This is a genomic window from Rhizobium sp. 01L419, assembly GCF_056400025.1.
Genome location: NZ_JBFTSM010000033.1, coordinates 17287 through 39668, shown reverse-complemented (window position 1 = coordinate 39668; position 22382 = coordinate 17287). Strand labels below are relative to the sequence as shown.

Genomic DNA, 22382 nt, shown 5'->3' with positions numbered 1-22382 from the left:
GTCCACCTCTTCAGGGGAGACATTTGCCCGCTCCAGCGCGCCCTTGACGGCCGCCGCCCCGAGCTCGTGAGCGGGAACTGTGCCGAAAGCACCGTTGAAGGAACCGACAGCGGTGCGCGCTGCGCTGGCGATGACGACGGAGTGTGTGGACATGGGTTCTACCTCTTCAATCAGTCAAGTCGACATCAAACGGCGCTTCGGTCATGGCCTTGATCTCAGCGATTGAGGCGCCGTCAGCCAATCCGATCAAAGTCAATTGCGGCGGGCCGGCGCGGGCAACGCGGAAAACGCCGAGATCGGTGATGACCATATCGGTCACGCGTCTGCCGGTCAGCGGCAGGGTGCACTCGTTGAGCAGCTTGGGTTCCCCCCTTGGCCACATGCTCCATGACGACGACCACGCGTTTGACGCCGGCCACGAGATCCATGGCGCCGCCCATGCACTTTACCATCTTGCCGGGAACCATCCAGTTTGCCAGATCGCCGCTTTGGGAAACCTGCATCGCGCCGAGGATCGACAGATCGATATGTCCGCGCCCCGGATCATCGCAAAACTGTCGGCGGAAGAAAAATAGCTGGTTTTCGAAAGCTGCGTGATCGTCTGCTTGCCGGCATTGATCAGATCCGCATCCTCTTCCCCTTCAAAAGGAAAAGGGGGCCATTCCAAGCATGCCGTTCTCGCTCTGGAGCGTTACCTCCATCCCCTCGGGAATGAAGTTGGCGACCAGCGTTGGAATGCCGATCCCAAGATTGACGTAGAAGCCGTCCTGCAGTTCGCGGGCGGCGCGGGCCGCCATTTGTTCGCACGTCCAGGCCATGTCAGGCGACCTCTCTCTGTCTTGTTCTTACCGTACGCTTCTCGAGGCGCTTTTCCGCAGCAGGCACATTAACGATCTTCTGAACGAAGATGCCGTGCGTATGGATGTGGTCGGGATCGATCTCACCGGCTGGCACCAGATGTTCGACCTCGGCGACCGTCAGATGGCCAGCCGTTGCCATTACAGGATTGAAATTGCGTGCCGTCTTCCGGTAGACGAGATTGCCTTCCAGGTCCCCCCTTCCAGGCATGCACGAGGGCGATGTCCGCTAACAGGCCTGTCTCCATGACATAATCGTCTTCACCAAAGCGACGCACTTCCTTGCCTTCGTTAGATGTTTGACCCTAGGCTCGCAATGTCAGGCAGTACGTTGCTCTTCCTCCGGCCCTTCCGATCTCCTTAGCGGTACTGTCCGTTCGAACAAGAGACAGATCAGTGAATTTGGCGTTCTGCGTTTCGGCGAGATCGACGCGAGCGATGATCTTGAGATCGTTCACGAGTTTCGCTCGCAGGCGGCTCGCCGAGCCGCAGATGCTCCCCGGGCTGCCGTTCGCGAGCCGCCGCCCGCCGTTCTAGACCTTGGCGAAGGAGAAGGCGTCGATGGGCAGATCGGTCTGCCCATGAACGGCAAGGTCCGCCAGGATTTCACCAACGACGCTGGTGAACTTGAAGCCATGGCCGGAGCAGGGAGAGGCGACGACAATGTTCCTTTCGCCCGGTATATGGTCGAGAAGAAAATCCTCGCTCGGCAGCATCGTATAGCGGCAGGTCGCTGCCTTCATGCGAAGACCTGTTGCGCCCGGAACGCGCTTCCTGATGAAGCTGTCAAGCAAATCCCGATCGGCATCGTTGACCGGCGGGTTTGGCTTGTTAGGATCGATCGGCTCGCGGAAATGTGCGTGTTTGCCGACCTTCACCCCATCGACGCCGATGGCGGGAAAACCGAAATAGGTGCCTTCCGCGCCTTCGTCCCGCAGGAAACAGGGCATGCGCCGCGGTTGCGTCGCGAAATCATCCTGCGGCTGGTACCAGGCAACGACCTGACGGATTGGCACGGCGGCCTGCTTCAGTTGGGGTATCAGTTCGGCAATCCACGATCCGGTTGCCACAATGATTTTCCCTGCACGATACCGCCCGGTTTCAGAGATGATCGTCACACCGGCATCATCGGGCTCGATTGTCGTTACCTTCTCGCCGAAATGCAGGACGGCACCGTCCTCAACGGCAAGCCTCAGGTAGCCCATGACTGCCGCCTCGGGGCGAAGATAGCCGCCCTGCGGGTCGAGCAATGCCATCTCGTGGTCGTCGAGCTGGAAGGCCGGAAAGCGGCGCGCCATCTCCGCCTTGTCCAGCGCCTCATAGGCAAGTCCGTGGAGTTCGGAAGAGGCGCGCGTGCCGGCAACGATCTTGCTGTCTGGTGCGCCGATCTGCAGGACGCCCGTGATCGTCAGAATGTCCGTCTGCAGGCGGTCTTCCAGCGACCGCCAGTTCAGGTAGGCGCGCTTGAGCAGTGGAACATAGGACGGGTCCTCGAAATAGCCTAGCCGGATCAGGCGGCTGTCGCCATGTGAAGAACTCAACGCATGGGCGGGAAAATAGGCATCGAAACCGATCGCCTTGACGCCGCGGGCCGCGAGAAAGGCGAGCGCAGCACTTCCCATGGCACCGAGGCCGATCACGGCGACGTCGAAGTGAGCGGTCATGAACGTCTCCTCAGGATATTGCCGGCGCTGCAGCCTTGCTGACCAGCCTGCGCAGAGTCTCGATGTCGTGCGAAAGCGGCCGATCATCGGCGTAGGGGGGAACGATCGCGCGAACGGCTTTGTAGACAGCATCGGTGCCCGGCGCTCTCGAGCCGGTACCAACAAGGAATTCGTGGGCCTGTGCAGCTGCCATCAGTTCGATCGCCAGGATATATTCGGCATTGTCGATCAGCGCCAGAAGCTTGTTGGCGGCCGGGGTCGGATGCGCCAGGAAATCTTCCTGCAGGCCGGATGTTATGCCGCCATCGGTGGAGGCCGGTGCTGAAAGCCGTCGGTTCTCGTTGGCGAGGGCGGCTGCCGTATATTGCGCGATCATGAAGCCCGAATTGCTGCCGGCATCGCTCGCCAGGAATGGCGGCAGGCCGCTCACCAGCGGATTGACGAGACGGTCCATGCGCCGCTCGCTCATGGCAGAGACCTGTGCAAGCGCCGTTGCCAGACTGTCGGCTGCCAGCGCAAGCGCCGGTGCGACGGCATGTGCTTCCGACGAGACGATTGGCTGTTCCGGCGTGCCTGACACGGCGGGATTGTCGGTGACGGAGGCAAGCTCTTGATTAACGACGAATGCCGAGGCATCGAAGACATCACGCGCGCCACCATGGGCATGTGGCACCGCACGCAGGCTGAGCGCATCCTGCGTGCGCCTGCCATGGGCTGCAGCGATGAGCTCGCTACCGGCAAGCCGGGCACGCAACGACGCGCCGACATGGCCGATGCCCTTCGAATGGCGGAGCGCCAGTACGGCCGCGTCGAAAGCCGCGATCTGGCAACCGGCCGCTTCAAGCGTGAGTGCCGCGATCGCATCGGCCCAGTCGAGAAGCCGCTCGGCGCGCGCCAGGGCAACACTTGCAAGCCCGGTCGCACAGGCCGTGCCGTTGACGAGGCTCAGCCCCTCCTTGGCGCCGAGCACCAGGGGTTCGAGGCCGATGGCGGCAAGCGCTTCCCGGCCGCTCATGCGCGTGCCAGCAACACTGGCGCTGCCTTCGCCGATAAGAACCAGCGCATTGTGGGCGTTGTGGGTGAGGTAACCGGCCGACCCTTTCGAGGGAACGTCGGGAATGCAATTCTTTTCGAGAAAAGCGATGAGATGTTGGACGATCTCGGCGCGCACACCGGAATGCCCGTGGGCAAAATTGGCGATCTGCGCTGCGATGATGGCTCGTACTTCGCGCGGCGCCAGCAATGCGCCGATGCCGCAGGCATGGCTGAGGATGATGTTGCGCGACAGCCTGCTCTGCGAGGCGCGATCGACCACGGTGTCGGACAGCGCGCCAACGCCGGTATTGATGCCATAGGCCCGCACGCCGGTCTCGACGATGCGCTCGACGATCCGGCTTGCATTGATGATGCGATCCCAGGCCGGCTGCGACAGCGCCAATGTCTCGCCCTCGGCCATGCGCGCGATATCGCGCCAGCCAAGCACAGTCTTAATAGTGATGGTCATTGGCCGCTTCCGAAATGGCCGATGAACTGCCGGAAGGCCGGCGATGCGCCGCCGCTGAACATTTCGTTCGGCGTGCCGCTGCTTTCGACCAGCCCTTCGCGCATGAAGACGACGCGGTTCGACACATTGCGGGCAAAACTCATTTCGTGGGTGACGACGAGCATGGTCATGCCCTCTTCGGCGAGCGCGCGCATGACGCGCAGCACTTCGCCGACCAGTTCCGGATCGAGCGCCGACGTCGGCTCGTCGAACAGCATGACCTTCGGTTTCATGGCGAGCGAACGGGCAATGGCCGCCCGCTGCTGCTGGCCGCCCGAAAGATGCGCCGGGTAGGCATGGCGCTTGTCGGCAATGCCGACCTTCTCGAGCAGCGCTTCGGCTTCGGCGATGCATTCAGCCCTTGGCCGCTTCAGCACATGGACCGGTCCTTCGATGACATTCTGCAGGATGGTCATATGCGACCACAGATTGAAGGACTGGAAGACCATGCCGAGTTCGGAGCGGATGTGATCGACCTGCTTCTGGCTCGCCGGCTTGGTCTTGCCGTTCTTGTGGATCATCTGGATATGTTCACCGTCGACCCAGATTTCACCGTCGCTCGCCACTTCAAGCAGATTGATGCAGCGCAGGAAGGTGGACTTGCCGGAGCCGGAGGCGCCGAGCAGCGAGATGACGTCGCCATCTTCGGCATCGAGCGATATGCCGCGCAGCACCTCATGCGTGCCGAAGCTCTTTCTGATATTGCGGACCGAAAGTCGGGTTACGCCGGGCATGGAAGCTCCAATCACGTTCAGTCGGTTCAAGCCTTCAGCGCCGGCGGAATGGCGCGGCGATGTCGGGACAGCCAATATTCCAGGAGGGACATGCCCTGCAGGATGATGAAGTTCAAAACGAGGTAGATGATGGCGGCACAGAGGAAGACCTCCATCGTCCGGTAGGTCTGAGAGATCAACCGCTGCGCCACCCCCGTCACTTCCCAGACCGTGACCAGGCTCGCAAGTGCCGTCGATTTCATCATCAGCACGATCTCAGTCGAATAGGCCGGCAGCGCATGGCGGAAGGCGATCGGCGCCAGGATGCGGCGCACCATCAGGAAACCGGACATGCCGATGGCGCGGGCAGCCTCGATTTCCTTTGGTGAGACGGCGCGGATGCCGCCGCGGAAGATTTCGGCGGAATAACCGGCCGTGCAGAGTGCAAGCGAGAGAACCGCACAGACCATGGGTTCGCGCAGGAACGGCCAGAGGAAGGAGTAGCGGATGACGCCGAACTGGCCGAGCCCGTAAAAGACCAGAAACATCTGGATCAGGAGCGGCGAGCCGCGGAAAACGAAGATATAGCCCTTGGCGAAGCCGGAGAGGACCGGATTGCCGCTAACGCGCATGGTGACGATGACGAGCGCCAACAGCCCACCGAAGAAGATCGACAGGAAGAACAGGATGAGCGTCGTCGGCACCGCTTTCAGGAGTGTGATCATGGCGCTGGAGAGGAAAGCGATATCCATCTGACTCTCCCTATGCCTGGCCCATGGCCGAGGCGGGCATGCTGCGATTGGCCTTGCGCTCGGCGCCGTTGAAGACACGGTCCGACAGGCTGGTGAGGATCAGGTAGAGCGCGCCGCCGACGATATAGAAGAAGAAATATTGTCGGGTAGAACCGGCGGCGACCTGGCTCGATCGCATCAGCTCGGCAAGGCCCGTCACCGAAATCAGCGCCGAATCCTTCAAGCTGAGCTGCCAGACATTGCCGAGGCCAGGGATGGCAAGGCGCAGGACTTGGGGAATGATGATACGGCGAAACCTGAGGCCGCGATGCATGCCGATCGCCGAGGCGGCCTCGAGTTCGCCCTTGGAAATTGAGTTATAGGCGCCTCGATAGACCTCGGCCTGATAAGCGCCGGAGATGATGCCGACCGCAAGCGCACCGGCAGCGAAGGACGGCAGGCCGAGAAAGCCCTCATAGCCCATCGACTGGCCGATCGCGGTAATGGCTGAGGAGCCACCGAAATAGATCAGATAGATGATCAACAGCTCCGGCACGCCGCGAAAGACTGTGGTGTAGATATGGCCGATCGTGGCGAGCGCGAAATTACCGGAGAGTTTAGCCGCCGCGATGATCGCGCCGAGCACCGCACCGATCGCCAGCGCGGTGGCGGTGACGCTGAGTGTCAACAGCGTGCCGAGAAGCAGAAATGCTCCCCATCCTGTTGAGCCGAAACCAATGAGTTCGAGTGTCGCCATGGGCCTTCCCAGCGCTGTCGTCGTCGTTATGACGGGCGGTCAGAATAGCACGTGGTCTCCGATCACAAAGCGGAGACCACGGGACGCGGCATTCTGTCGAAAGCTTAGTTCTGCGGGCTGACGTCGACCTTGAACCACTTCATGGAGAGGTTTTTGACCGTACCGTCGGCAAGTGTCGACTTGATGGCTTCGCTGAGCTTGTCCCGCAGGTCCGTATCGGCCTTACGGATGCCGAGCCCTTCGCCTTCACCCCAGATCGAGCCGACGATTTCCGGACCGGTAAAGGCGAGCGTGTCGTTAGCGGATGCAAAAGCGTTGGCGAAGTAGACGGCATCGTCGAAGCCGAGGTCGATACGGCCGTTCTGAAGGTCGAGATCGCGGTCGGCGCCCGTCTTGTATTCGCGGATTTCGGCGATGCTGCCGAAATTGTCATAGACGAACTTGGCGTAGACGGTTGCCGCCTGGATGCCGATCGTCTTGCCCTTGAAGACTTCCTTGAGTGCGTCGATTTCCTTTACGCCGGTCTGGCCGGGCGTCATCTTAATCGTAGCACCTGTGCCGGCGGCATTGGCAAGCGGGCTGTCCTTGGCGGTGGCAAAGGCTGCCGGCGTCGCGGCATAGGGAATGGTGAAGTCGATGACCTGCTTGCGCTCATCTGTGATCGACAGTGCATCCATGATGACGTCGAACTTGCCGGCATTCAGCGCCGGGATCATGCCGTCCCAGTCGGATGCGACCAGGGTGCATTCGATCTTGGCGCGTTCGCACAGGATCTTGGCAAGCTCCGGTTCGAAGCCGCCGAGCGAGCCGTCGGCATTGGTGAGGTTCCAGGGAGCGTAGGCGCCTTCGAGCGTGATGGTCGCCTCCGTCCAGTCCTTGGCGGCGGCAGGAGCCGCAAAGGCGGCTGCCGTCATCGCGCAGGAAAGAAGTATCGTGCTGAGCTTCATTGATGTGATCTCCTCTGAGATTGGACAGACCTTGCGGCATGAATGCCGATCTTTGCCGGCTTGCCCGTCCTGATCCTTCGTTTCATTCTAGGATCGGCAGGTTGTATAGGGTACCATATGAAATATTTTATGATATGCAAGTGGAAAGTCGATTTAAAAGGCAGATTCCACTCATGCAAAGGGAATAGGCAATGAAGCGTTCCGGCGAGATGAAACGCGAACTGGCGGAGAATGACGGTGGCCCGCTTTATGCTGGCGTCAAGCAGGTCATTCTCGACCGGATCCGCAGCGGCGAATGGCCGCCGCGCCACCGCGTTCCCTCCGAAAACGAGCTGGTGGTGGAGCTCGGCGTCAGCAAGATGACCGCCAACCGGGCGCTCCGCGAATTGGCGAACGAGGGCGAACTCCTCCGCATCCAGGGCGTCGGTTCCTTCGTTGCGGAACGCAAGGGGTATTCGGCGCTCTTCGAGGTGCGCAATATCGCCGACGAGATCGCTGAGCGCGGCCACGTGCATGAGGCTGATGTCATCGTTCTGGCTGAGGAGACGGCCTCCCCGGAGGTTGCTGATGCGCTGGAGCTTGAGATTGGTGCCCCTGTTTTCCACTCGCTCATCGTCCATAGCGAGAATGGCGTACCTGTTCAGATCGAGGATCGCTTCGTCAATCCGGGGGCGGTGCCGGACTATCTGGCGCAGGACTTTTCGACGCTGACGCCCAATGCCTATCTGACGGCAGCCGCACCCCTCAGCGCGTCGGAGCATATCGTCGAGGCGGTGGTGCCGCGCGCCTGGGAATGCAAGCTGCTGACAATCCTGCAGAATGAGCCATGCCTTGCCATCCGCCGCCGCACCTGGTCGGCCCGTCAGGTGGTTTCCACCGCCCGTCTCGTCTATCCCGGACACCGCTACAGGCTGGAAACGCGCAGCGGCAAGATCTTCGAGGAATGATCCAGTTGTATATGGAACTTGGTCCGAAAAAGCGGTGTTTCCAGCAGCGTTCATGGCTTTTCCGCCCTGTCGATTGAAATGGCGTAGAAAAGCGCCCGACCGTCGAGGCTCAGCCTGTCCCCTTTGCTGTCTTCGAACAGCAGCGCATCACCGGCGCCAAGCTCGATCCTCTCCGTGCCTGCGTGCACCGTTAGGTTTCCGTTGGCGCAGAAGAGCATGAAGGTTGCCTGCGCAAACTCCTCACTTCTCCCGCCATCGATCTTGAGCCGCGCGACAACATGTCTGACGATACTGCGCCGGGTCATGACGTTCAGGTCGGTGATCGTTCCATCAGGCAGCGTTGCCGAGACCGCAATGTCGGCGGCAAAGGCGAGTGGATCGCTTTCCTGCGTCAACAGCACCGGATCGCGCCCCTCGATGAGGAGCCGCATGCCATTGCCTTCCAGGATCGACAGCGTGCGGTCGATCCCGGGAAAGATGGAAAAAGGCCCGTCGGAGGCGACGCTTGCCATGCTGACCCGCCAGTCGAAATCGGCAAGCCCGGCACCTTCGGGCGAAATGGCGATTTCCACCGTTTCGCCGCCGCCGTTCTTCCACGGCATGCGCTTGTGATCGGCAGCCCGCAGGACCTTCATGGCTCAGTTTCCGAGGATACCGGGCAGGCGAAGGCCCTTTTCCTTGGCGCAATCGATGGCGATGTCATAGCCGGCATCGGCATGGCGCATGACACCGGTCGCCGGATCGTTCCAAAGTACCCGTTCCAGGCGGCGGGCCGCATCGTCAGTGCCATCGGCGCAGATGACCATGCCGGAATGCTGCGAGAAGCCCATGCCGACGCCGCCGCCATGATGCAGCGAAACCCAGGTGGCGCCTGAGGCAGTGTTGAGCAGAGCGTTCAAGAGCGGCCAGTCGGAGACGGCGTCCGAGCCATCCTTCATTGCTTCCGTCTCGCGGTTCGGCGAGGCGACGGAGCCGGAATCGAGGTGGTCGCGGCCAATCACAACGGGCGCCTTCAGTTCACCGTTCCTGACCATCTCGTTGAAGGCCAAGCCGAGGCGGTGGCGGTCGCCGAGACCGACCCAGCAGATGCGTGCCGGCAGGCCCTGGAAGGCGATGCGCTCGCGCGCCATGTCGAGCCAGTTATGCAGGTGCTTGTTGTCGGGCAGCAGCTCCTTCACCTTGGCATCGGTCTTGTAGATATCTTCCGGATCGCCCGAGAGCGCTGCCCAACGGAACGGACCGATGCCGCGGCAGAAGAGCGGCCGGATATAGGCGGGCACGAAGCCGGGGAAGGCGAACGCGTTTTCCAGGCCCTCGTCCTTGGCGACCTGGCGGATATTGTTGCCGTAATCGAGTGTGGGAACACCGGCATCCCAGAAGGCGACCATCGCCTCCACATGCGCCTTCATCGAGGCGCGTGCGGCGACCTCTACGGCCTTCGGATCGCTTTCGCGCTTGGCCTTGGCTTCGGCAACGGTCCAGCCGACCGGCAGGTAGCCGTTGCGCGGATCATGCGCAGAGGTCTGGTCGGTGACGATGTCGGGCCGCGGGCCGCCTGCCCTCATGCGACGAACGAGTTCCGGGAAAATTTCGGCGGCATTGCCGACGAGACCAACCGACTTTGCTTCGCCGGCCTTGGTCCATTTGTCGATCATGGCAAGCGCTTCGTCCAGCGTATGGGCCTTTTCGTCGACATAGCGGGTACGGAGGCGAAAATCGATGCGGGTTTCATCGCATTCAACGGCAAGGCAGCAGGCGCCGGCCATGACGGCGGCCAGAGGCTGTGCGCCGCCCATGCCGCCAAGTCCGCCGGTCAGGATCCACTTGCCCGTGAGATTGCCGTCATAGTGCTGGCGACCGGCTTCGACGAAGGTCTCGTAAGTGCCCTGGACGATCCCCTGCGTACCGATATAGATCCACGAGCCGGCCGTCATCTGGCCGTACATGGCAAGGCCCTTCTTATCCAGCTCGTTGAAATGATCCCAGGTCGCCCAGTGCGGCACGAGATTGGAATTGGCGATCAGGACACGTGGCGCATCCTTGTGGGTGCGGAAGACGCCGACCGGCTTGCCGGACTGAACGAGCAGCGTCTCGTCCTCGTTCAGCGTCTTCAGCGTTGCGACGATACGGTCGAAATCGTCCCAGGTGCGGGCGGCGCGGCCAATGCCGCCATAGACGACAAGCTCGTGCGGGTTTTCGGCGACATCGGGGTCGAGATTGTTCATGAGCATGCGCAGCGGTGCTTCGGTCATCCAGCTCTTGGCGTTCAGCTGATCGCCGCGCGGCGCACGGACGTCGCGGATATTGTGGCGCGGGTTTACGGTCATGATGATGTTCCCTTGTTTAGCGTTTCAGACCGAGCGCGATCTCTTCGATCTGCGTCAGGATGGATTTGAGATGGATGCGCAGATTGTCGGCCTCCTCCTCGTCATAGGCGAAGGGCGGTGCCTCGGTTGCAAGATGCGTGGATTGGGCAAGCTCCATCTGGATGGCGTGCACGCCGGTTTCCGGCCTGCCGTAATGGCGCGTCGTCCAACCGCCCTTGAAGCGGCCGTTCAGAATGCTGTCATAACCCGTCGCGGCCGCGGCGATGGCGACGGTCGCCTGTTCGATTGCCGGATCGCAGGTCTTGCCCATATCCGTGCCGATATTGAAATCCGGCAGCTTGCCCTCGAAGAGGAAGGGGATGTGCGAGCGGATGGAGTGGCAGTCGTAGAGCACGACAACCCCGTGAATGGCTTTGACCCGCTCGATCTCGGCTGCGAGGGCGGCATGGTAGGGCGCATGGTATTCGCGCAGCCGCGTGGCGATATCGGCTTCGGTCGGCTCCGCTCCCGTCTTCCAGATCGCCTTGCCGTCAAAATCCGTTTCCGGAATCAACCCGGTCGTGTTCTGGCCGGGATAGAGGCTGATGCCTGAGGGATCGCGGTTGGCATCAAGCACATAGCGGTGGAAGGTGGCGCGCACGACGGTCGGGCTGTCGAGCAGGCCGTCATAGAGATGGTGGATGTGCCAGTCGGTATCGGCAAGCAGCCGGCCATGGTCATTCAGCCGCTCCCAGATGTCGGATGGCACGTCGGTGCCGGTATGAGGAAAGCCGAGGATGACGGGGCAGGTGCCTTGCTTGACCTCGAAAACGGACATGTCAGATCTCCAGAACGGGCAAAATGCCGCTTGAAACGGATGCGTTGAGGCTGCCGCCGGCAATGAGCACGGTGGCCGCCTTCAGGTCGTTCGCCATGTAGCGGTCTTCCTCAAGCGAGGGCACAGAGGCCCGGATGGCGGCGATCGCCTTCTTGAGCTCCGGGCTCGTTGCGAGCGGTGCGCGAAGCTCCACCCCCTGTGCGGCGGTGAGCGCCTCGATGCCGATGATGCTGAAGAGGTTTTCGGTCATTGGCAGAAGCCGTCGCGCACCGTGGCAGGCCATGGAGACATGATCCTCCTGATTGGCCGATGTCGGCGTCGAATCGACAGAAGCCGGATGCGACATCTGCTTGTTCTCGCTCATCAGTGCGGCAGACGTGACCTCGGCGATCATCAGGCCGGAATTGAGCCCAGGCTTCTTGGCGAGGAAGGCCGGCAAGCCGTAGGAAAGGGCAGGATCGACCAGCAGTGCGATACGGCGCTGCGCGATCGCCCCGATCTCGCAGACCGCAAGGGCGATCTGGTCGGCGGCGAAGGCCACGGGCTCGGCGTGGAAATTGCCTCCGGAGACGACCGAATTGTCTGACAGGACCAGCGGATTGTCGGTCACCGCATTGGCTTCGATTTCCAGCGTGCGGGCGACCGAGCGCAGGAGATCGAGGCAGGCGCCGTCGACCTGCGGCTGGCAGCGGATGCAATAGGGATCCTGAACGCGCTCATCACCCTCGATATGGCTCTGGCGGATCGCCGAGTTTTCAAGCAGCGCCCGCAGGGCCGCCGCCGTATCGATCTGGCCACGATGGCCGCGCAGCGTATGGATATCCGGATGGAACGGTGCCGATGAGCCCATGGCGGCATCGGTCGACATGGCTCCGGTGATCAGCGCCGATTGCGCTGCCCGGTGCGCCCGGAAAAGACCGGCCAGCGCCAGGGCCGTCGAGGTCTGCGTGCCGTTGATGAGCGCCAGCCCTTCCTTCGCGGCCAATACGACTGGCTGAAGCCCGGCTTTGACAAGCGCGGTTGCGCCATGCAGCCTTTCGCCGCCGAAGAACGCCTCGCCATGACCCATCATCACGGCCGTCATATGGGCCAGCGGCGCAAGATCGCCGGAGGCGCCGACAGAACCCTTTTCCGGGATCACCGGGATGACGCCCCGCGCCATCATCGCTTCGATCAGCCGCACGATGTCGAGCCGCACGCCGGAGGCGCCGCGGCCGAGAGAAACGAGCTTCAGCGCCATGATCAGGCGAACCACATTTTCCGGCAGCGGCTCGCCGACGCCACAGCAATGGGACAGGATGAGATTGCGCTGGAGTGTGGCCACATCGGCGCTGTCGATCTTGATCGAAGCGAGTTTGCCGAAGCCGGTGTTGATGCCGTAAACCGGCGCATTGCCGGCGGCGATCTCGGCAATCCGTTTTGCTGCCTTGAGGATCCCCGCATCAAAGGACGGTTCGAGCTTTGCCGGAACGCCGGTCCAGTAGATGGTTGCGAGGTCCTGAAGTGAAACGGAACCCGGATGGAGGGTGATGGTCATCGGTTGATCCTCTGGCCCTTGAAGATGTGCGCATAGAGTGGGTTGAAGCCGATGCGGTAGACGAGCTCGGCCGGGCTCTCGATGTTCCAGATCGCCAGATCGGCGGACTTGCCGGCTTCGATCGTGCCGGTTTCTCCAAGCAGGCCAAGCGCGCGGGCACCTTCGCGGGTCGCCCCGGCAATGCATTCTTCCACGGTCAGCCCGAAGAGTGTGGCCGACATATTCATGGTCAAGAGCAGCGAGGTCAGCGGTGAGGTGCCGGGGTTGCAGTCCGTGGCGATTGCGATGTGCACGCCGGCCTGGCGCAGGGCCTGTACCGGGGGCTTCTGCTTTTCGTTGATCGCATAGAAGGCGCCCGGAAGCAGAACGGCAACGGTGCCGGCCGCAGCCATTGCCCGCGCGCCATCCTCATCCAGATATTCCAGATGATCGGCCGAAAGCGCGCCATAGGAAGCAGCGAGTTTGGCGCCGCCGAGATTGGAAAGCTGTTCGGCATGGAGCTTGACGGGAATAGCAAGCGAGCGGGCCTTGTCGAAGACTCGGCCAATCTCATTCACCGAGAAGGCGATGCCTTCGCAGAAGCCGTCGACCGCGTCGACGAGGCCTTCCGCGTGTGCCTGTTCCAGTCCGGGCAGGACGACATCGGAAATGTAATCCTGGTTTCGTCCCTTGTATTCGACGGGCGTCGCGTGAGCGCCGAGATAGGAGGTGACGACGCGTATCGGGCGGACCGTTCCAAGTGCTCGCGCGGCCCGAAGCATCCTCAGTTCCGCCTCGATATTGAGGCCATAGCCGGATTTGATTTCGATCGTGGTGACACCTTCCGACAGCAGCGTATCCAGCCGCGGCAGCGTCGCCTCGACCAGTCCCTCGACGGACAGCGCATTGGTTGCCTTCACCGAGGAGACGATGCCGCCGCCGGTCCGGGCAATTTCTTCATAGGTGGCGCCCTCAAGGCGCATTTCGAATTCGCGGGCGCGATTGCCGCCATTGACGATGTGCGTATGGCAGTCGACAAGGCCCGGCGTGACCCAGCGGCCCTCAAGGTCGATGATCTCTGCTGTCTCGATCAGGGAGGAGGGGAGGTCGCCTTCCGGCCCGGCAAACAGGATGCGCCCGCCCTCGGAAACGATGGCACCTTTTTCGACAATGCCGAGGCCCGAAAGATCCTCCCGCAGTGTCGCCAGGCGCGCATTGCGCCAAAGCGAACGGGTGCTCGAACCGCGGCTCGATCTAGAAAATTTGTTCCCACTCATCAGCTTTACGCCTTTCTTTATGGGTGAATATGTATATACATAATAACAGTGGTGACAAGTGGAAATTTATGGCCCTGTGCACAAAGGCAAGCGGACGGGCTTCATAAGAAGGAAGGGGAGCAATCATGACGAAACTTCATGCGACGACTGCCTTGCTGGCCGAAGGCTGGCGCAAGAATGTGCGCCTGACGCTTTCAGGCGGGCGGATTGCTGCAATCGAGACAGATGTCGCGCCTGATGTCGGCGACGAGCGCCATGCCGTTCTCCTTCCTGCCATGCCAAATCTCCACAGCCATGCCTTTCAGCGGGCCATGGCCGGCCTTGCGGAAGTCCGTGGTCCGGCCAATGACAGCTTCTGGAGCTGGCGCACAGTCATGTACAAATTCGCGCTGTCGATGACGCCCGAGCATGTCGAGGCGGTGGCCGCCAAGCTTTATATGGAAATGCTGGAAGCCGGCTTCTGCCGTGTCGGCGAATTCCACTATCTGCATCATGACAAGGACGGCGGTGCCTATGCCAATATCGCCGAGATGGCCGAACGGATTGGTGCCGCAAGTGCGGAGACCGGAATCGGATTGACGCTGTTGCCGGTGCTTTATGCCCATTCCGGTTTCGGCGGGGCAGCACCCATCGAAGGGCAGCGCCGCTTCATCAATTCCGCCGAAAGTTTTGTGCGGCTGATGGAAGCCTGCAGGCAGATCACCGGCAAGCTTGAAGGCGCCGAACTCGGCGTCGCGCCGCATAGCCTCAGGGCCGTCACGCCGGAGGAACTCTCGGTCGCCATCGACCTCGCCGGCGATGGCCCGATCCACGTTCATGTCGCCGAACAGGTCAAGGAAGTCGAGGATTGCCTCGCCTGGTCCGGCGCCAAACCCGTCCAATGGCTGCTCGACCATGCACCGGTCGATCAGCGCTGGTGTCTCATCCATGCAACCCATATGACCGAGGACGAAACCCGCCGCATGGCAAAAAGCGGCGCCATTGCCGGGCTCTGCCCGATTACCGAGGCCAATCTCGGCGATGGCACCTTTTCCGCGCCGCCTTTCCTTTCCGATGGTGGGCGCTTCGGCATCGGCTCGGATTCCAACATTCTGATTTCCATTTCCGAAGAGCTGCGCCAGCTCGAATATTCCGAGCGCCTGGCGCTCCGCGCCCGCAATGTCATTGCATCGAGTGGCGGCTCCACCGGTCAGGCCCTGTTCGAGCAGGCGCTTACCGGCGGCGGTGCGGCGCTGAAGGCGCCGGCCGGTCTTTTGGCCGGCAATTATGCCGACATGCTGTCGCTTGATACGGGCGCCGTTCCTTATCTCTCTGAAAACCAGCTGTTGGATCACTGGATCTTTGCCGGCGGCGTCACGGTCGATAGGGTCTGGGCACGCGGCCGCAAGCAGGTAGAAAACGGCCGCCATCGGCGTCGGGACCAGATTGACCGCCGCTTCATTGCCGCCATGAACGAGCTCTTGGCGGCATGACGATCTTTCCTCCCCGCTGCTTCGGCGTTACAGCGAGAAAAGAGCCGGAGCGTGACGATGAATGAACCCAAGGAAACGACCTTACACCAGCGCATCCTCACGGATATCGAAGGTCGCATCGTCTCGGGCGAATGGCCGCCGGGTTATCGCATTCCATTCGAAATAGAGCTGACGAAGCAATACGACTGTTCGCGGATGACGGTGAACAAGGCTCTGACCCAGCTTGTGAAGGCCGGGCTTATCGAGCGCCGCAAGAAATCCGGCAGCTTCGTCATGCAGCCGCAGGCGCAGTCCGCGGTGCTCGAAATCCACGATATTAAGGCGGAGGTCCAGTCCCTAAACCTCGCCTATTCCTTCAAGGTCGCAAAGCGTGTCCGCAGGAAGGCGCAGGCCCTGGACCGGCAGATGCTCGATCTGCAGCAGAATTCCAGCCTCGTCGAAATCGTCTGCACGCATTATGCCGGAGCGAAGCCCTTTTGCCTGGAAAAGCGGCTCATCAACCTGCAAACGGTGCCCGAAGCAGCCGGCGAGGAATTCGAGGAAACGGCCCCCGGTCCCTGGTTGCTGAGCCAGGTTCCGTGGAGTACGGCCGAGCACAAGATCTTTGCAATCGGCGTCGATGAGGAGGAAGGCGCCATGCTGTCCATCCCGGCGTCAACCGCGTGCCTCGTTGTCGAACGACGCACCTGGAACAAGTCCGGCCCGGTTACGCATGTGCGCTTCGTCTACCCCGGCAATAGCCACGCGCTCTATGCGCGTTTTACGCCGGAAGCGGTGAAATAGGCCGGAACCATAAACTAAAAAGCGTCCGGTCACCTCGTATGACCGGACGCCCGTTATTGCCGCCGCACTGGGTCGACAGTTTCCCATAGAAAGCGGTTTCAGCGCCGTCAACATCCCCAAATTCAGGGTATTGCGAAAGTCGACGCTTACGATCAAACCGTAGATGCTGGACCGTTCCCAATTCCGTTTTTCGGAACCCAGCCCAGCACCGATCCGGCCTTGGCATTGGAAACCGGCCCGCCTGAATCGACAATGTTGAAGGCGCCGCCCACAGCTGTCTGGACGGCCAGCAGGGCAGCGCGCGCAGCGTCCTCGACATGCACGGTCACAGGCCCGTTCGGAGCGTCGGAGCCGGTTGCAGGCCCATAGAGCAGGCCATATCGCAGCACCGTCCCGGCAATGCCGGTAGTGCCGAGCGTAAGCGCTTCAAGCGTCCTGATTGCCACCGCGCTCTCCTGAAGCGGCGTCTTCTCGGTGAGCGGCGTGGCACCTGTCTGATAAGCCCAGGCGATGCTTTGCGAGATCAGCCGCTTCACCCCGGCCTTAACAGCGGCGTCGACAAGATTCTTGGTTCCCACTTCGCGCAGGTGGGCATTGCGGATGCGCCCCTCCTCGATCAGCGCCGGCTCCAGGCCATAGGGAAGGTCGGTTAGTTGATGGACGACGATGTCAGGTTTTGCCTGCCGTAGGGCTTCGGTGAGTGCCGCAGCATCGAAGACATCGATGACGACAGGTATGGCACCCGCCTGGCGCAGATGGTCCTGACGCTCGGGCTTTCGGGTCGTGCCGTAAACCTGAAAACCGGCCTCTTTGAGCATGGGGACAAGCCTGCGTCCGATCGCGCCAGTCGCACCGGCAAGAAAGATGGTTTCAGCCATTGGGTATTCCTCGAAATTCTATCACGATTAGATAAGGCGCTATCCCATACGCTTGGCCCGCGAAACAGAGACAAAAAGCCTCAATTGGACTAGACCAAGGCCAGCTTCATCCGTGATCGGCAACCGCTGTGCAGATAGCCTTGAGCCTGATGCAAAGCGATCGGGCCGTCTGCCGGTTTGCTACATTGGTGAACCCGAGGAGCAGGCCGCCGATAGAGGGCGATCCCATCTGCCACGACGACAGCGGCTGCAGGCCCAAACCTTCAGCGTGGGCCAGCTCCCCGATCTTGCTGTAGAGTGACCCCACTCCCCTGATCTGCACGACGAGATGCAGCCCGGCAGGCGGCGAGACAATCGCGATCCCGTCGCCGAAAACCTCGCGCAGGGCATCGGCCAGAAACTCTCGGCGCTCGGCATAGAGCGAGCGCATTTTCTTCAGATGGCGGATGAAATAACCCTGCTCCATGAATTCGGCGACGACGGCCTGATGGAATTCCGGGCAACCGGCGCTCATAAACCGGCTGGCGCGTTCGAAATTGCCGACCTCCGACAGCGGCGCGACGAGATAGGCGAGCCGGAGCGCCGGAAAGAGAACCTTGCTGAACGAGCCGGTAAACAACACACGTTCGTTCCGGTCCATGGCTTTCAGCGATAGCGGCGGCCGGCGATTGTAGCGATACTCGCTGTCGTAATCGTCCTCGACGATCCAGCGCTGCCCTTCCTCCGCCCATTTGAGCAGCTCGGCGCGGCGCTCCATCGACATCATCACGCAAAGCGGGCTCTGATTGGCAGGCGTGACGACGGCAAAACGCGCGTCGGGCGCACGCCGTCGGCCTTCTTCCACCACCATGCCGTCCTGATCGACAGGCACCGGATGAAGCCTGGTCTTCAGCGACAGCAGGAATTCCCGAACGATGGGATAGCCTGGATCTTCGAACCAGATGCCGTCGCCCGGTTGGTAGAGTGTGCGCATGATGAGATCGAGGCTGGCGCGATGGCCTGATGTCACGAAGACCTGTTCCGGCCGGCAGGCAATGCCGCGTGAGAAGGTGAGGTAGGCCGCAATATGCTCACGCAGTGCCATGAGGCCGGCAGGCCCTGGATAGGCGAGCTTTTCTGCCCCCACCTTCCGCGCCTCCCGATTGACGAGCCTGCTCCAGGTCTTTAGCGGAAAGGCGTCGAGTGCGGGAAGGCCGAGCTGCAGGGGTCGGACTTCGGGCCACTGTTTGAGCCCTTCGCTGCTTGCAATCGATATTGGCGCGGATGGCGCACTCGCTTTAGGCCGTCGCGCATCGACGAAGGTACCGGCGGTGCCGCGAAACTCGAAATAGCCTTCCTCGGCCAGAATCTGATAGGCGAGGTTGACCGTTCCGCGCGACAGCCCGAGTTCGCTCGCCAGCGCCCGCACCGAGGGCACCCTGTCTCCGGGCGCCAGCCTGCCTTCGGCGATGGCCGCTTTGAAGCGGGCTGTCACCTGCAGGTAGATCGGCCTGATATCTTCGGACGAAAGCGTGATGCTGGTGGCGTCTTCCGGTTTTTGCTTCGCCATGACAGCCGTTCTTTTCAAGACAGCGCGTGTGCTGCCGGCGCTACGATCCCATGAGGGCAGACGTTAGACCGAAGACTGGATCGGCAGCAAGTTGGCGATCGGCCTGCGCCAGGGCTTGCTCGGCAACATCCGGTCTCACCAAACCCTGCAGGCGGATGAAGCGCACATCCTCAAGGCCGATCGTCGCCAGAACATGGGTGAGATAGGCAGAGAGATAGTCGGGCTGGCGGGCCTGCGGACCGTGATAGACCCCACCCGAACCGACGACGATGAGCGTCGGGCGATCGGCGAGCAGGCCGACCTTATAGCCATCCCGATAGGTAAAGCTGCGCCCGCCGCGCAGCACATAGTCGATCCAGAGTTTCAGCGATGCCGGCACCGAAAAATTATGCATGGGTGTGGCGACGATCAGATAATCACAGATCTCGACCTCACGAATCAGCATTTCCGATGCGGCAAAATCGGGCGCGTCATGTTCAGCCTGGCCGATGATCGCGTCGGCATAGGCTGCCCTGATCGGTGAAGCATGGAGGCGCGAAAGGTCGCGTTCGACGAGTGCAGTGTCGGAGTAGGCGCTGAGCAGATTGCTGGCTGCCTTTTTCGCCAGCGTATAGGCGCGCGATGCCGTGCCCATGGGGCTCGCATTGAGAAGCAGGATGGTCTTCATGCGCCGGTCTCCTCCAGAGCCTGACTGAAATGCAGGCCGCGGGAAAGAAGCCCGTTGCGGAAGTAGAAGCGCTGGGCGAGGGAATTGGCGAGCCCGGTGTCGAGCACCAGAAAGACGCGGCGATCGGCTTTTGCCAGCCTTCGCACCTCGGCAATCAGGCCCGCGCCGAATTGAGAGCGTTGGCTCTCATGGCTGACCACAAGGTCGTCTATATAGGTGAAGCGGCCATAGATGAGGTTTTCGAGATGGCGATAGCCGGCCAGTCCCGAGAGCTTGCCATCCTGCCATACGCCGAGAAGCTTGTAGCCCTCGCACTGCTGCCGCTCGATGCGCTCGCGATAGATGTCGGCATCGTCGATGTGCTGTCGCAACTCGCGCATGACAGGAAAGCTCTCGGCAATATCCTCTCTGGTTTCGATATGCTTGAAGATCATGTCCTGCTCTTGCTGAATTGAGATCGACAAGAGCTAAGCCGTCCTTGGCCCGGTCAACAGAACCAAGAATCGAGAGATCGACTGGGCCAATAAAAAGCGATCAAGCGTCCTGCGCTTCCGGAATGAGCGGCGGCACCTGGATGACGATAGGCTTGTTCGCCCCGGATTCGATGAGCTCGAACACTTTGTTCAACATGCCCGGCACATCCTGGCGCACCATCTCGATACCGTTGCCGAGCAGGGTGACGAAGGGGTCCCAGTCAAAGCAGCCGAGTACGAGGCTGCGGTCGTCGAGATGACCGGAGCGGCGGATCCAGCGCATGACGCCTTCAAGCGAGATCGTCGAATTGATGAACATGCCCTTGGGTAGTGCCTTGGCCTGAAGGGCGCGCTCGTCCAATGCCTTTTCAGCCTTTTCCGGCGCATAGCCGCAGGCAAGGATATCCTCTTCATGAACGGCAACGCCGAGGTCGGCATGGGCCGCGCGGAAGCCGCGGATACGTTCGGCCGTGTTGTGGTCGCTGCCGCGGCCGCCGATGAAGAGCAGCGGCTCCATCTTGCCGAGCCGCTGCTCGCTGTTTTTCAGAATGCGGCACGTCAGCTCGCGGGCACCGGCAAAGTTGTCCGATATGACCGACGGGGCGAGCGCGCCGGGCAGGTCGAGATTGAGGCTGCGCACGCCTGCGGCCGCGCACATTTCGGTGATCCGGTCGGGATCGGTCGCGCCCGTCGCGATCAGGCATTCGACCTGGTAGGACAGCATGGTGCGCGCCGCCTCGACCTCGAGCTCCGGGTCGCGGCGTGTGCAAGTGATGATCGGGAAAAGGCCGCGCGCACGCGCCATGTCTTCGAAGAGTTCGACGATCGAGCCGAAGTAGCGGTTATCGTATTTCGGCACGATCATGCCGATGATGTGGGACTTTTCACGCCTTAGCAGGCTCGCCTGCATGTTCAGCGCATAACCCTGTTCCTCGGCGATCCGCATGATCTTTTCGGCAAGCTGGCTGCTGATCCTGCGCTTCTTCCAGTTGCCGTTGAGCACAGCGCTGACGGCGCTGGCCGATGTGCCGGCAAGGGCCGCCAGATCATAGATCGTTGTCCTCTTCGTCTGTTTGACGTGATTCAAAATGTCTTTCTCCATTTGGCCTAACTTGACATCAATCGACAGAAGTGGCAATTCTTGCTTCATCGATTGAGCAAGCTTGCGCAATCGATGATACAAACCGGTCAACGGACCGGTACAGGGAGGTATTTCTAAGAAGCTACGGAGAGGTTGTCCTTTTGCGGGGACGCTTTGCTCGTCGTTTTCATGGCGGCGACGGCGGCGGCGAGCGGGCGAGCCGTGGTGACTTCCAGCAATGCCTGGGCCTGTCTATCGATCACACCAAGGAGGAGAAAATGAATTATCGCAATTTGCTTATGGCCTCGGCGACCGTTTTCATCGGTTTTGCCGGCATGGCCTCGGCCCAGGAAGCGGCGACCGTCGCCTTCCTCATGCCCGACCAGGCATCCACCCGCTACGAGCAGCACGACTTCCCCGGCTTCAAGGCCGAGATGGAGAAGCTTTGCGCGAAGTGCACGGTGATCTACCAGAACGCCAATGCCGATGCCTCGCTGCAGCAGCAGCAATTCAATTCGGTCATCGCCCAGGGCGCAAAGGTGATCGTTCTCGATCCCGTGGATTCTGCCGCTGCGGCCGGTCTCGTCGAAATCGCCCAGTCCCAGGACGTCAAGGTCATCGCCTATGACCGCCCGATCCCGGACAAGCCGGCAGATTATTACGTCTCCTTCGACAATGAAGGCATCGGCTATGCGATCGCCAAGTCGCTCGTCGAGCACCTGAAGGCAGCTGGTGTCGCTGACGGAGCTGGGGTGCTGGAAATCAACGGCTCACCGACCGATGCGGCTGCCGGCCTCATCCGTGACGGTGTTCATCGTGGCCTCAAGGAATCCGCCTACAAGACGCTGGCCGAATATGACACGCCGGAATGGGCGCCGCCGAAGGCACAGGAATGGGCTGCAGGCCAGATCACCCGTTTTGGCGCCGACATCAAGGGCGTCGTCGCCGCCAACGACGGCACGGCAGGTGGTGCGATCGCCGCCTTCAAGGCCGCCGGCGTGAAGCCGGTTCCGCCGGTCACTGGCAATGATGCGACGATCGCAGCCCTTCAGCTCGTCATTTCCGGCGACCAGTACAACACGATTTCCAAGCCGTCGGAGATCGTTGCTGCTGCTGCCGCCAATGTGGCGGTGCAGATGATCAAGGGCGAAAAGCCTGAGGCCAAGACGACGCTCTACAATACGCCGTCGCAGCTTTTCGTTCCCGCCGTCGTGACTGCGGAGAACATCAAGGCCGAGATCTTCGACAAGAAGATCCAGACGCCTGAGCAGATCTGCACCGGCGAATATGCCGAAGGCTGCAAGAAGCTTGGCATCACCAACTAAACGCGCTTGAGTGAGCTCCGGCCGCGTTCGTCGCGGCCGGATGCCCCTATGGCAGGAA

At 61.4% G+C, this 22382-nt stretch carries 22 protein-coding genes and 2 pseudogenes; 4 read left to right on the top strand and 20 right to left on the bottom strand.

Features of this window, described 5'->3' with window-relative positions; all coding sequences use genetic code 11:
* The 10 genes and pseudogenes from AC1DUP_RS35355 to AC1DUP_RS35310 all read right to left on the bottom strand — a co-directional run.
* Nucleotides 1-153, bottom strand: a 153-nt coding sequence (locus AC1DUP_RS35355) for a thiolase family protein (protein ID WP_477837118.1), incomplete at its 3' end; no start/stop codon positions are given.
* 13 nt (nucleotides 154-166) lie between these two features.
* A complete protein-coding gene (locus AC1DUP_RS35350; RefSeq protein ID WP_477837120.1) occupies nucleotides 167-310 on the bottom strand; it encodes a hypothetical protein in 144 nt (47 codons plus the stop codon).
* A gap of 106 nt (nucleotides 311-416) precedes the next feature.
* A pseudogene (locus tag AC1DUP_RS35345) lies at nucleotides 417-797 on the bottom strand (CoA-transferase); the annotation flags it as partial.
* A 22-nt stretch (nucleotides 798-819) separates the two neighbouring features.
* Nucleotides 820-1147, bottom strand: a pseudogene (locus AC1DUP_RS35340) (CoA transferase subunit A); the annotation flags it as partial.
* A 243-nt stretch (nucleotides 1148-1390) separates the two neighbouring features.
* A complete protein-coding gene (gene solA / locus AC1DUP_RS35335) occupies nucleotides 1391-2521 on the bottom strand; it encodes an N-methyl-L-tryptophan oxidase (protein WP_113311881.1) in 1131 nt (376 codons plus the stop codon).
* A 10-nt stretch (nucleotides 2522-2531) separates the two neighbouring features.
* Nucleotides 2532-4025: an HAL/PAL/TAL family ammonia-lyase gene (locus AC1DUP_RS35330; RefSeq protein ID WP_113311880.1), complete on the bottom strand. Its 1494-nt coding sequence runs from the start codon at nucleotides 4023-4025 to the stop codon at nucleotides 2532-2534.
* The gene (locus AC1DUP_RS35325; protein WP_113311879.1) at nucleotides 4022-4798 is read right to left on the bottom strand and encodes an ATP-binding cassette domain-containing protein; all 777 of its coding nucleotides are present in this window, start codon (nucleotides 4796-4798) and stop codon (nucleotides 4022-4024) included. The genes AC1DUP_RS35330 and AC1DUP_RS35325 overlap by 4 nt, the downstream gene beginning before the upstream one ends.
* Before the next feature lie 26 nt (nucleotides 4799-4824).
* Nucleotides 4825-5529 (bottom strand): ABC transporter permease subunit, encoded by a 705-nt coding sequence (locus AC1DUP_RS35320; RefSeq protein WP_113311878.1) that lies wholly within the window; start codon nucleotides 5527-5529, stop codon nucleotides 4825-4827.
* A 10-nt stretch (nucleotides 5530-5539) separates the two neighbouring features.
* Nucleotides 5540-6265 (bottom strand): ABC transporter permease subunit, encoded by a 726-nt coding sequence (locus AC1DUP_RS35315; RefSeq protein ID WP_113298984.1) that lies wholly within the window; start codon nucleotides 6263-6265, stop codon nucleotides 5540-5542.
* 104 nt (nucleotides 6266-6369) lie between these two features.
* Entirely contained in the window at nucleotides 6370-7212 is an 843-nt protein-coding gene (locus AC1DUP_RS35310; RefSeq protein WP_113311877.1) for a transporter substrate-binding domain-containing protein, read from the bottom strand.
* Between the two features lie 191 nt (nucleotides 7213-7403).
* Here AC1DUP_RS35310 and hutC (AC1DUP_RS35305) point away from each other — a divergent pair, with 191 nt between their 5' ends.
* Nucleotides 7404-8159: a histidine utilization repressor gene (gene hutC, locus AC1DUP_RS35305; RefSeq protein ID WP_113298982.1), complete on the top strand. Its 756-nt coding sequence runs from the start codon at nucleotides 7404-7406 to the stop codon at nucleotides 8157-8159.
* A 50-nt stretch (nucleotides 8160-8209) separates the two neighbouring features.
* Here the strand turns inward: hutC (AC1DUP_RS35305) and AC1DUP_RS35300 are convergent, their stop codons facing one another.
* The 5 genes from AC1DUP_RS35300 to hutI are packed head-to-tail and all read right to left on the bottom strand — an operon-like array spanning nucleotide 8210 to nucleotide 14096.
* Nucleotides 8210-8794, bottom strand: a complete 585-nt coding sequence (locus AC1DUP_RS35300) for a HutD family protein (RefSeq protein WP_113311876.1) — start codon at nucleotides 8792-8794, stop codon at nucleotides 8210-8212.
* A gap of 3 nt (nucleotides 8795-8797) precedes the next feature.
* A complete protein-coding gene (hutU, locus tag AC1DUP_RS35295; protein ID WP_477837112.1) occupies nucleotides 8798-10486 on the bottom strand; it encodes a urocanate hydratase in 1689 nt (562 codons plus the stop codon).
* A 16-nt stretch (nucleotides 10487-10502) separates the two neighbouring features.
* Nucleotides 10503-11303 (bottom strand): N-formylglutamate deformylase, encoded by an 801-nt coding sequence (hutG, locus tag AC1DUP_RS35290; RefSeq protein ID WP_113311874.1) that lies wholly within the window; start codon nucleotides 11301-11303, stop codon nucleotides 10503-10505.
* A gap of 1 nt (nucleotide 11304) precedes the next feature.
* Nucleotides 11305-12840, bottom strand: a complete 1536-nt coding sequence (gene hutH / locus AC1DUP_RS35285) for a histidine ammonia-lyase (RefSeq protein WP_113311873.1) — start codon at nucleotides 12838-12840, stop codon at nucleotides 11305-11307.
* Entirely contained in the window at nucleotides 12837-14096 is a 1260-nt protein-coding gene (gene hutI / locus AC1DUP_RS35280; RefSeq protein ID WP_113311872.1) for an imidazolonepropionase, read from the bottom strand. Before hutI ends, hutH begins: the two co-directional genes overlap by 4 nt.
* Before the next feature lie 125 nt (nucleotides 14097-14221).
* On the opposite strand from hutI, the gene AC1DUP_RS35275 reads away from it, so the two are divergent.
* Together AC1DUP_RS35275 and hutC (AC1DUP_RS35270) are read left to right on the top strand one after the other, a co-directional pair.
* Nucleotides 14222-15568 (top strand): formimidoylglutamate deiminase, encoded by a 1347-nt coding sequence (locus AC1DUP_RS35275; protein ID WP_113311871.1) that lies wholly within the window; start codon nucleotides 14222-14224, stop codon nucleotides 15566-15568.
* Nucleotides 15569-15625: 57 nt separating this feature from the next.
* Nucleotides 15626-16351, top strand: coding sequence for a histidine utilization repressor (hutC, locus tag AC1DUP_RS35270; RefSeq protein ID WP_113311870.1), 726 nt, complete (start codon nucleotides 15626-15628; stop codon nucleotides 16349-16351).
* A gap of 152 nt (nucleotides 16352-16503) precedes the next feature.
* On the opposite strand, the gene AC1DUP_RS35265 is transcribed toward hutC (AC1DUP_RS35270), so the two are convergent.
* The 5 genes from AC1DUP_RS35265 to AC1DUP_RS35245 form a co-directional block, all read right to left on the bottom strand.
* A complete protein-coding gene (locus tag AC1DUP_RS35265) occupies nucleotides 16504-17229 on the bottom strand; it encodes an NAD-dependent epimerase/dehydratase family protein (RefSeq protein WP_113311869.1) in 726 nt (241 codons plus the stop codon).
* A 106-nt stretch (nucleotides 17230-17335) separates the two neighbouring features.
* A complete protein-coding gene (gene pdxR, locus AC1DUP_RS35260; protein WP_113311868.1) occupies nucleotides 17336-18778 on the bottom strand; it encodes a MocR-like pyridoxine biosynthesis transcription factor PdxR in 1443 nt (480 codons plus the stop codon).
* A gap of 40 nt (nucleotides 18779-18818) precedes the next feature.
* On the bottom strand, nucleotides 18819-19445 hold the full coding sequence (locus AC1DUP_RS35255) for an NAD(P)H-dependent oxidoreductase (protein WP_113509011.1): 627 nt from the start codon (nucleotides 19443-19445) through the stop codon (nucleotides 18819-18821).
* Nucleotides 19442-19879: a GNAT family N-acetyltransferase gene (locus AC1DUP_RS35250; protein ID WP_113311867.1), complete on the bottom strand. Its 438-nt coding sequence runs from the start codon at nucleotides 19877-19879 to the stop codon at nucleotides 19442-19444. The genes AC1DUP_RS35255 and AC1DUP_RS35250 overlap by 4 nt, the downstream gene beginning before the upstream one ends.
* Before the next feature lie 100 nt (nucleotides 19880-19979).
* Nucleotides 19980-21005, bottom strand: a complete 1026-nt coding sequence (locus AC1DUP_RS35245) for a LacI family DNA-binding transcriptional regulator (RefSeq protein ID WP_113311866.1) — start codon at nucleotides 21003-21005, stop codon at nucleotides 19980-19982.
* Nucleotides 21006-21277: 272 nt separating this feature from the next.
* Here AC1DUP_RS35245 and AC1DUP_RS35240 point away from each other — a divergent pair, with 272 nt between their 5' ends.
* Complete coding sequence (locus AC1DUP_RS35240) at nucleotides 21278-22324, top strand: ABC transporter substrate-binding protein (protein WP_113311865.1); 1047 nt, start codon at nucleotides 21278-21280, stop codon at nucleotides 22322-22324.
* Nucleotides 22325-22382: the final 58 nt, after the last annotated feature.

Bases quoted from the DNA above. Each gene is read 5' to 3' on its own strand.
- AC1DUP_RS35310 (WP_113311877.1), bottom strand. From the start codon at position 7,212: ATGAAGCTCAGCACGATACTTCTTTCCTGCGCGATGACGGCAGCCGCC.
- hutC (WP_113298982.1), top strand. From the start codon at position 7,404: ATGAAGCGTTCCGGCGAGATGAAACGCGAACTGGCGGAGAATGACGGT.
- AC1DUP_RS35250 (WP_113311867.1), bottom strand. From the start codon at position 19,879: ATGATCTTCAAGCATATCGAAACCAGAGAGGATATTGCCGAGAGCTTT.
- AC1DUP_RS35330 (WP_113311880.1), bottom strand. From the start codon at position 4,025: ATGACCATCACTATTAAGACTGTGCTTGGCTGGCGCGATATCGCGCGC.
- hutG (WP_113311874.1), bottom strand. From the start codon at position 11,303: ATGTCCGTTTTCGAGGTCAAGCAAGGCACCTGCCCCGTCATCCTCGGC.
- hutH (WP_113311873.1), bottom strand. From the start codon at position 12,840: ATGACCATCACCCTCCATCCGGGTTCCGTTTCACTTCAGGACCTCGCA.
- AC1DUP_RS35325 (WP_113311879.1), bottom strand. From the start codon at position 4,798: ATGCCCGGCGTAACCCGACTTTCGGTCCGCAATATCAGAAAGAGCTTC.
- AC1DUP_RS35315 (WP_113298984.1), bottom strand. From the start codon at position 6,265: ATGGCGACACTCGAACTCATTGGTTTCGGCTCAACAGGATGGGGAGCA.
- AC1DUP_RS35255 (WP_113509011.1), bottom strand. From the start codon at position 19,445: ATGAAGACCATCCTGCTTCTCAATGCGAGCCCCATGGGCACGGCATCG.
- AC1DUP_RS35300 (WP_113311876.1), bottom strand. From the start codon at position 8,794: ATGAAGGTCCTGCGGGCTGCCGATCACAAGCGCATGCCGTGGAAGAAC.
- AC1DUP_RS35350 (WP_477837120.1), bottom strand. From the start codon at position 310: ATGGTCATCACCGATCTCGGCGTTTTCCGCGTTGCCCGCGCCGGCCCG.
- AC1DUP_RS35240 (WP_113311865.1), top strand. From the start codon at position 21,278: ATGAATTATCGCAATTTGCTTATGGCCTCGGCGACCGTTTTCATCGGT.
- AC1DUP_RS35320 (WP_113311878.1), bottom strand. From the start codon at position 5,529: ATGGATATCGCTTTCCTCTCCAGCGCCATGATCACACTCCTGAAAGCG.
- AC1DUP_RS35265 (WP_113311869.1), bottom strand. From the start codon at position 17,229: ATGGCTGAAACCATCTTTCTTGCCGGTGCGACTGGCGCGATCGGACGC.
- hutU (WP_477837112.1), bottom strand. From the start codon at position 10,486: ATGACCGTAAACCCGCGCCACAATATCCGCGACGTCCGTGCGCCGCGC.
- hutI (WP_113311872.1), bottom strand. From the start codon at position 14,096: ATGAGTGGGAACAAATTTTCTAGATCGAGCCGCGGTTCGAGCACCCGT.
- solA (WP_113311881.1), bottom strand. From the start codon at position 2,521: ATGACCGCTCACTTCGACGTCGCCGTGATCGGCCTCGGTGCCATGGGA.
- pdxR (WP_113311868.1), bottom strand. From the start codon at position 18,778: ATGGCGAAGCAAAAACCGGAAGACGCCACCAGCATCACGCTTTCGTCC.
- hutC (WP_113311870.1), top strand. From the start codon at position 15,626: ATGAATGAACCCAAGGAAACGACCTTACACCAGCGCATCCTCACGGAT.
- AC1DUP_RS35275 (WP_113311871.1), top strand. From the start codon at position 14,222: ATGACGAAACTTCATGCGACGACTGCCTTGCTGGCCGAAGGCTGGCGC.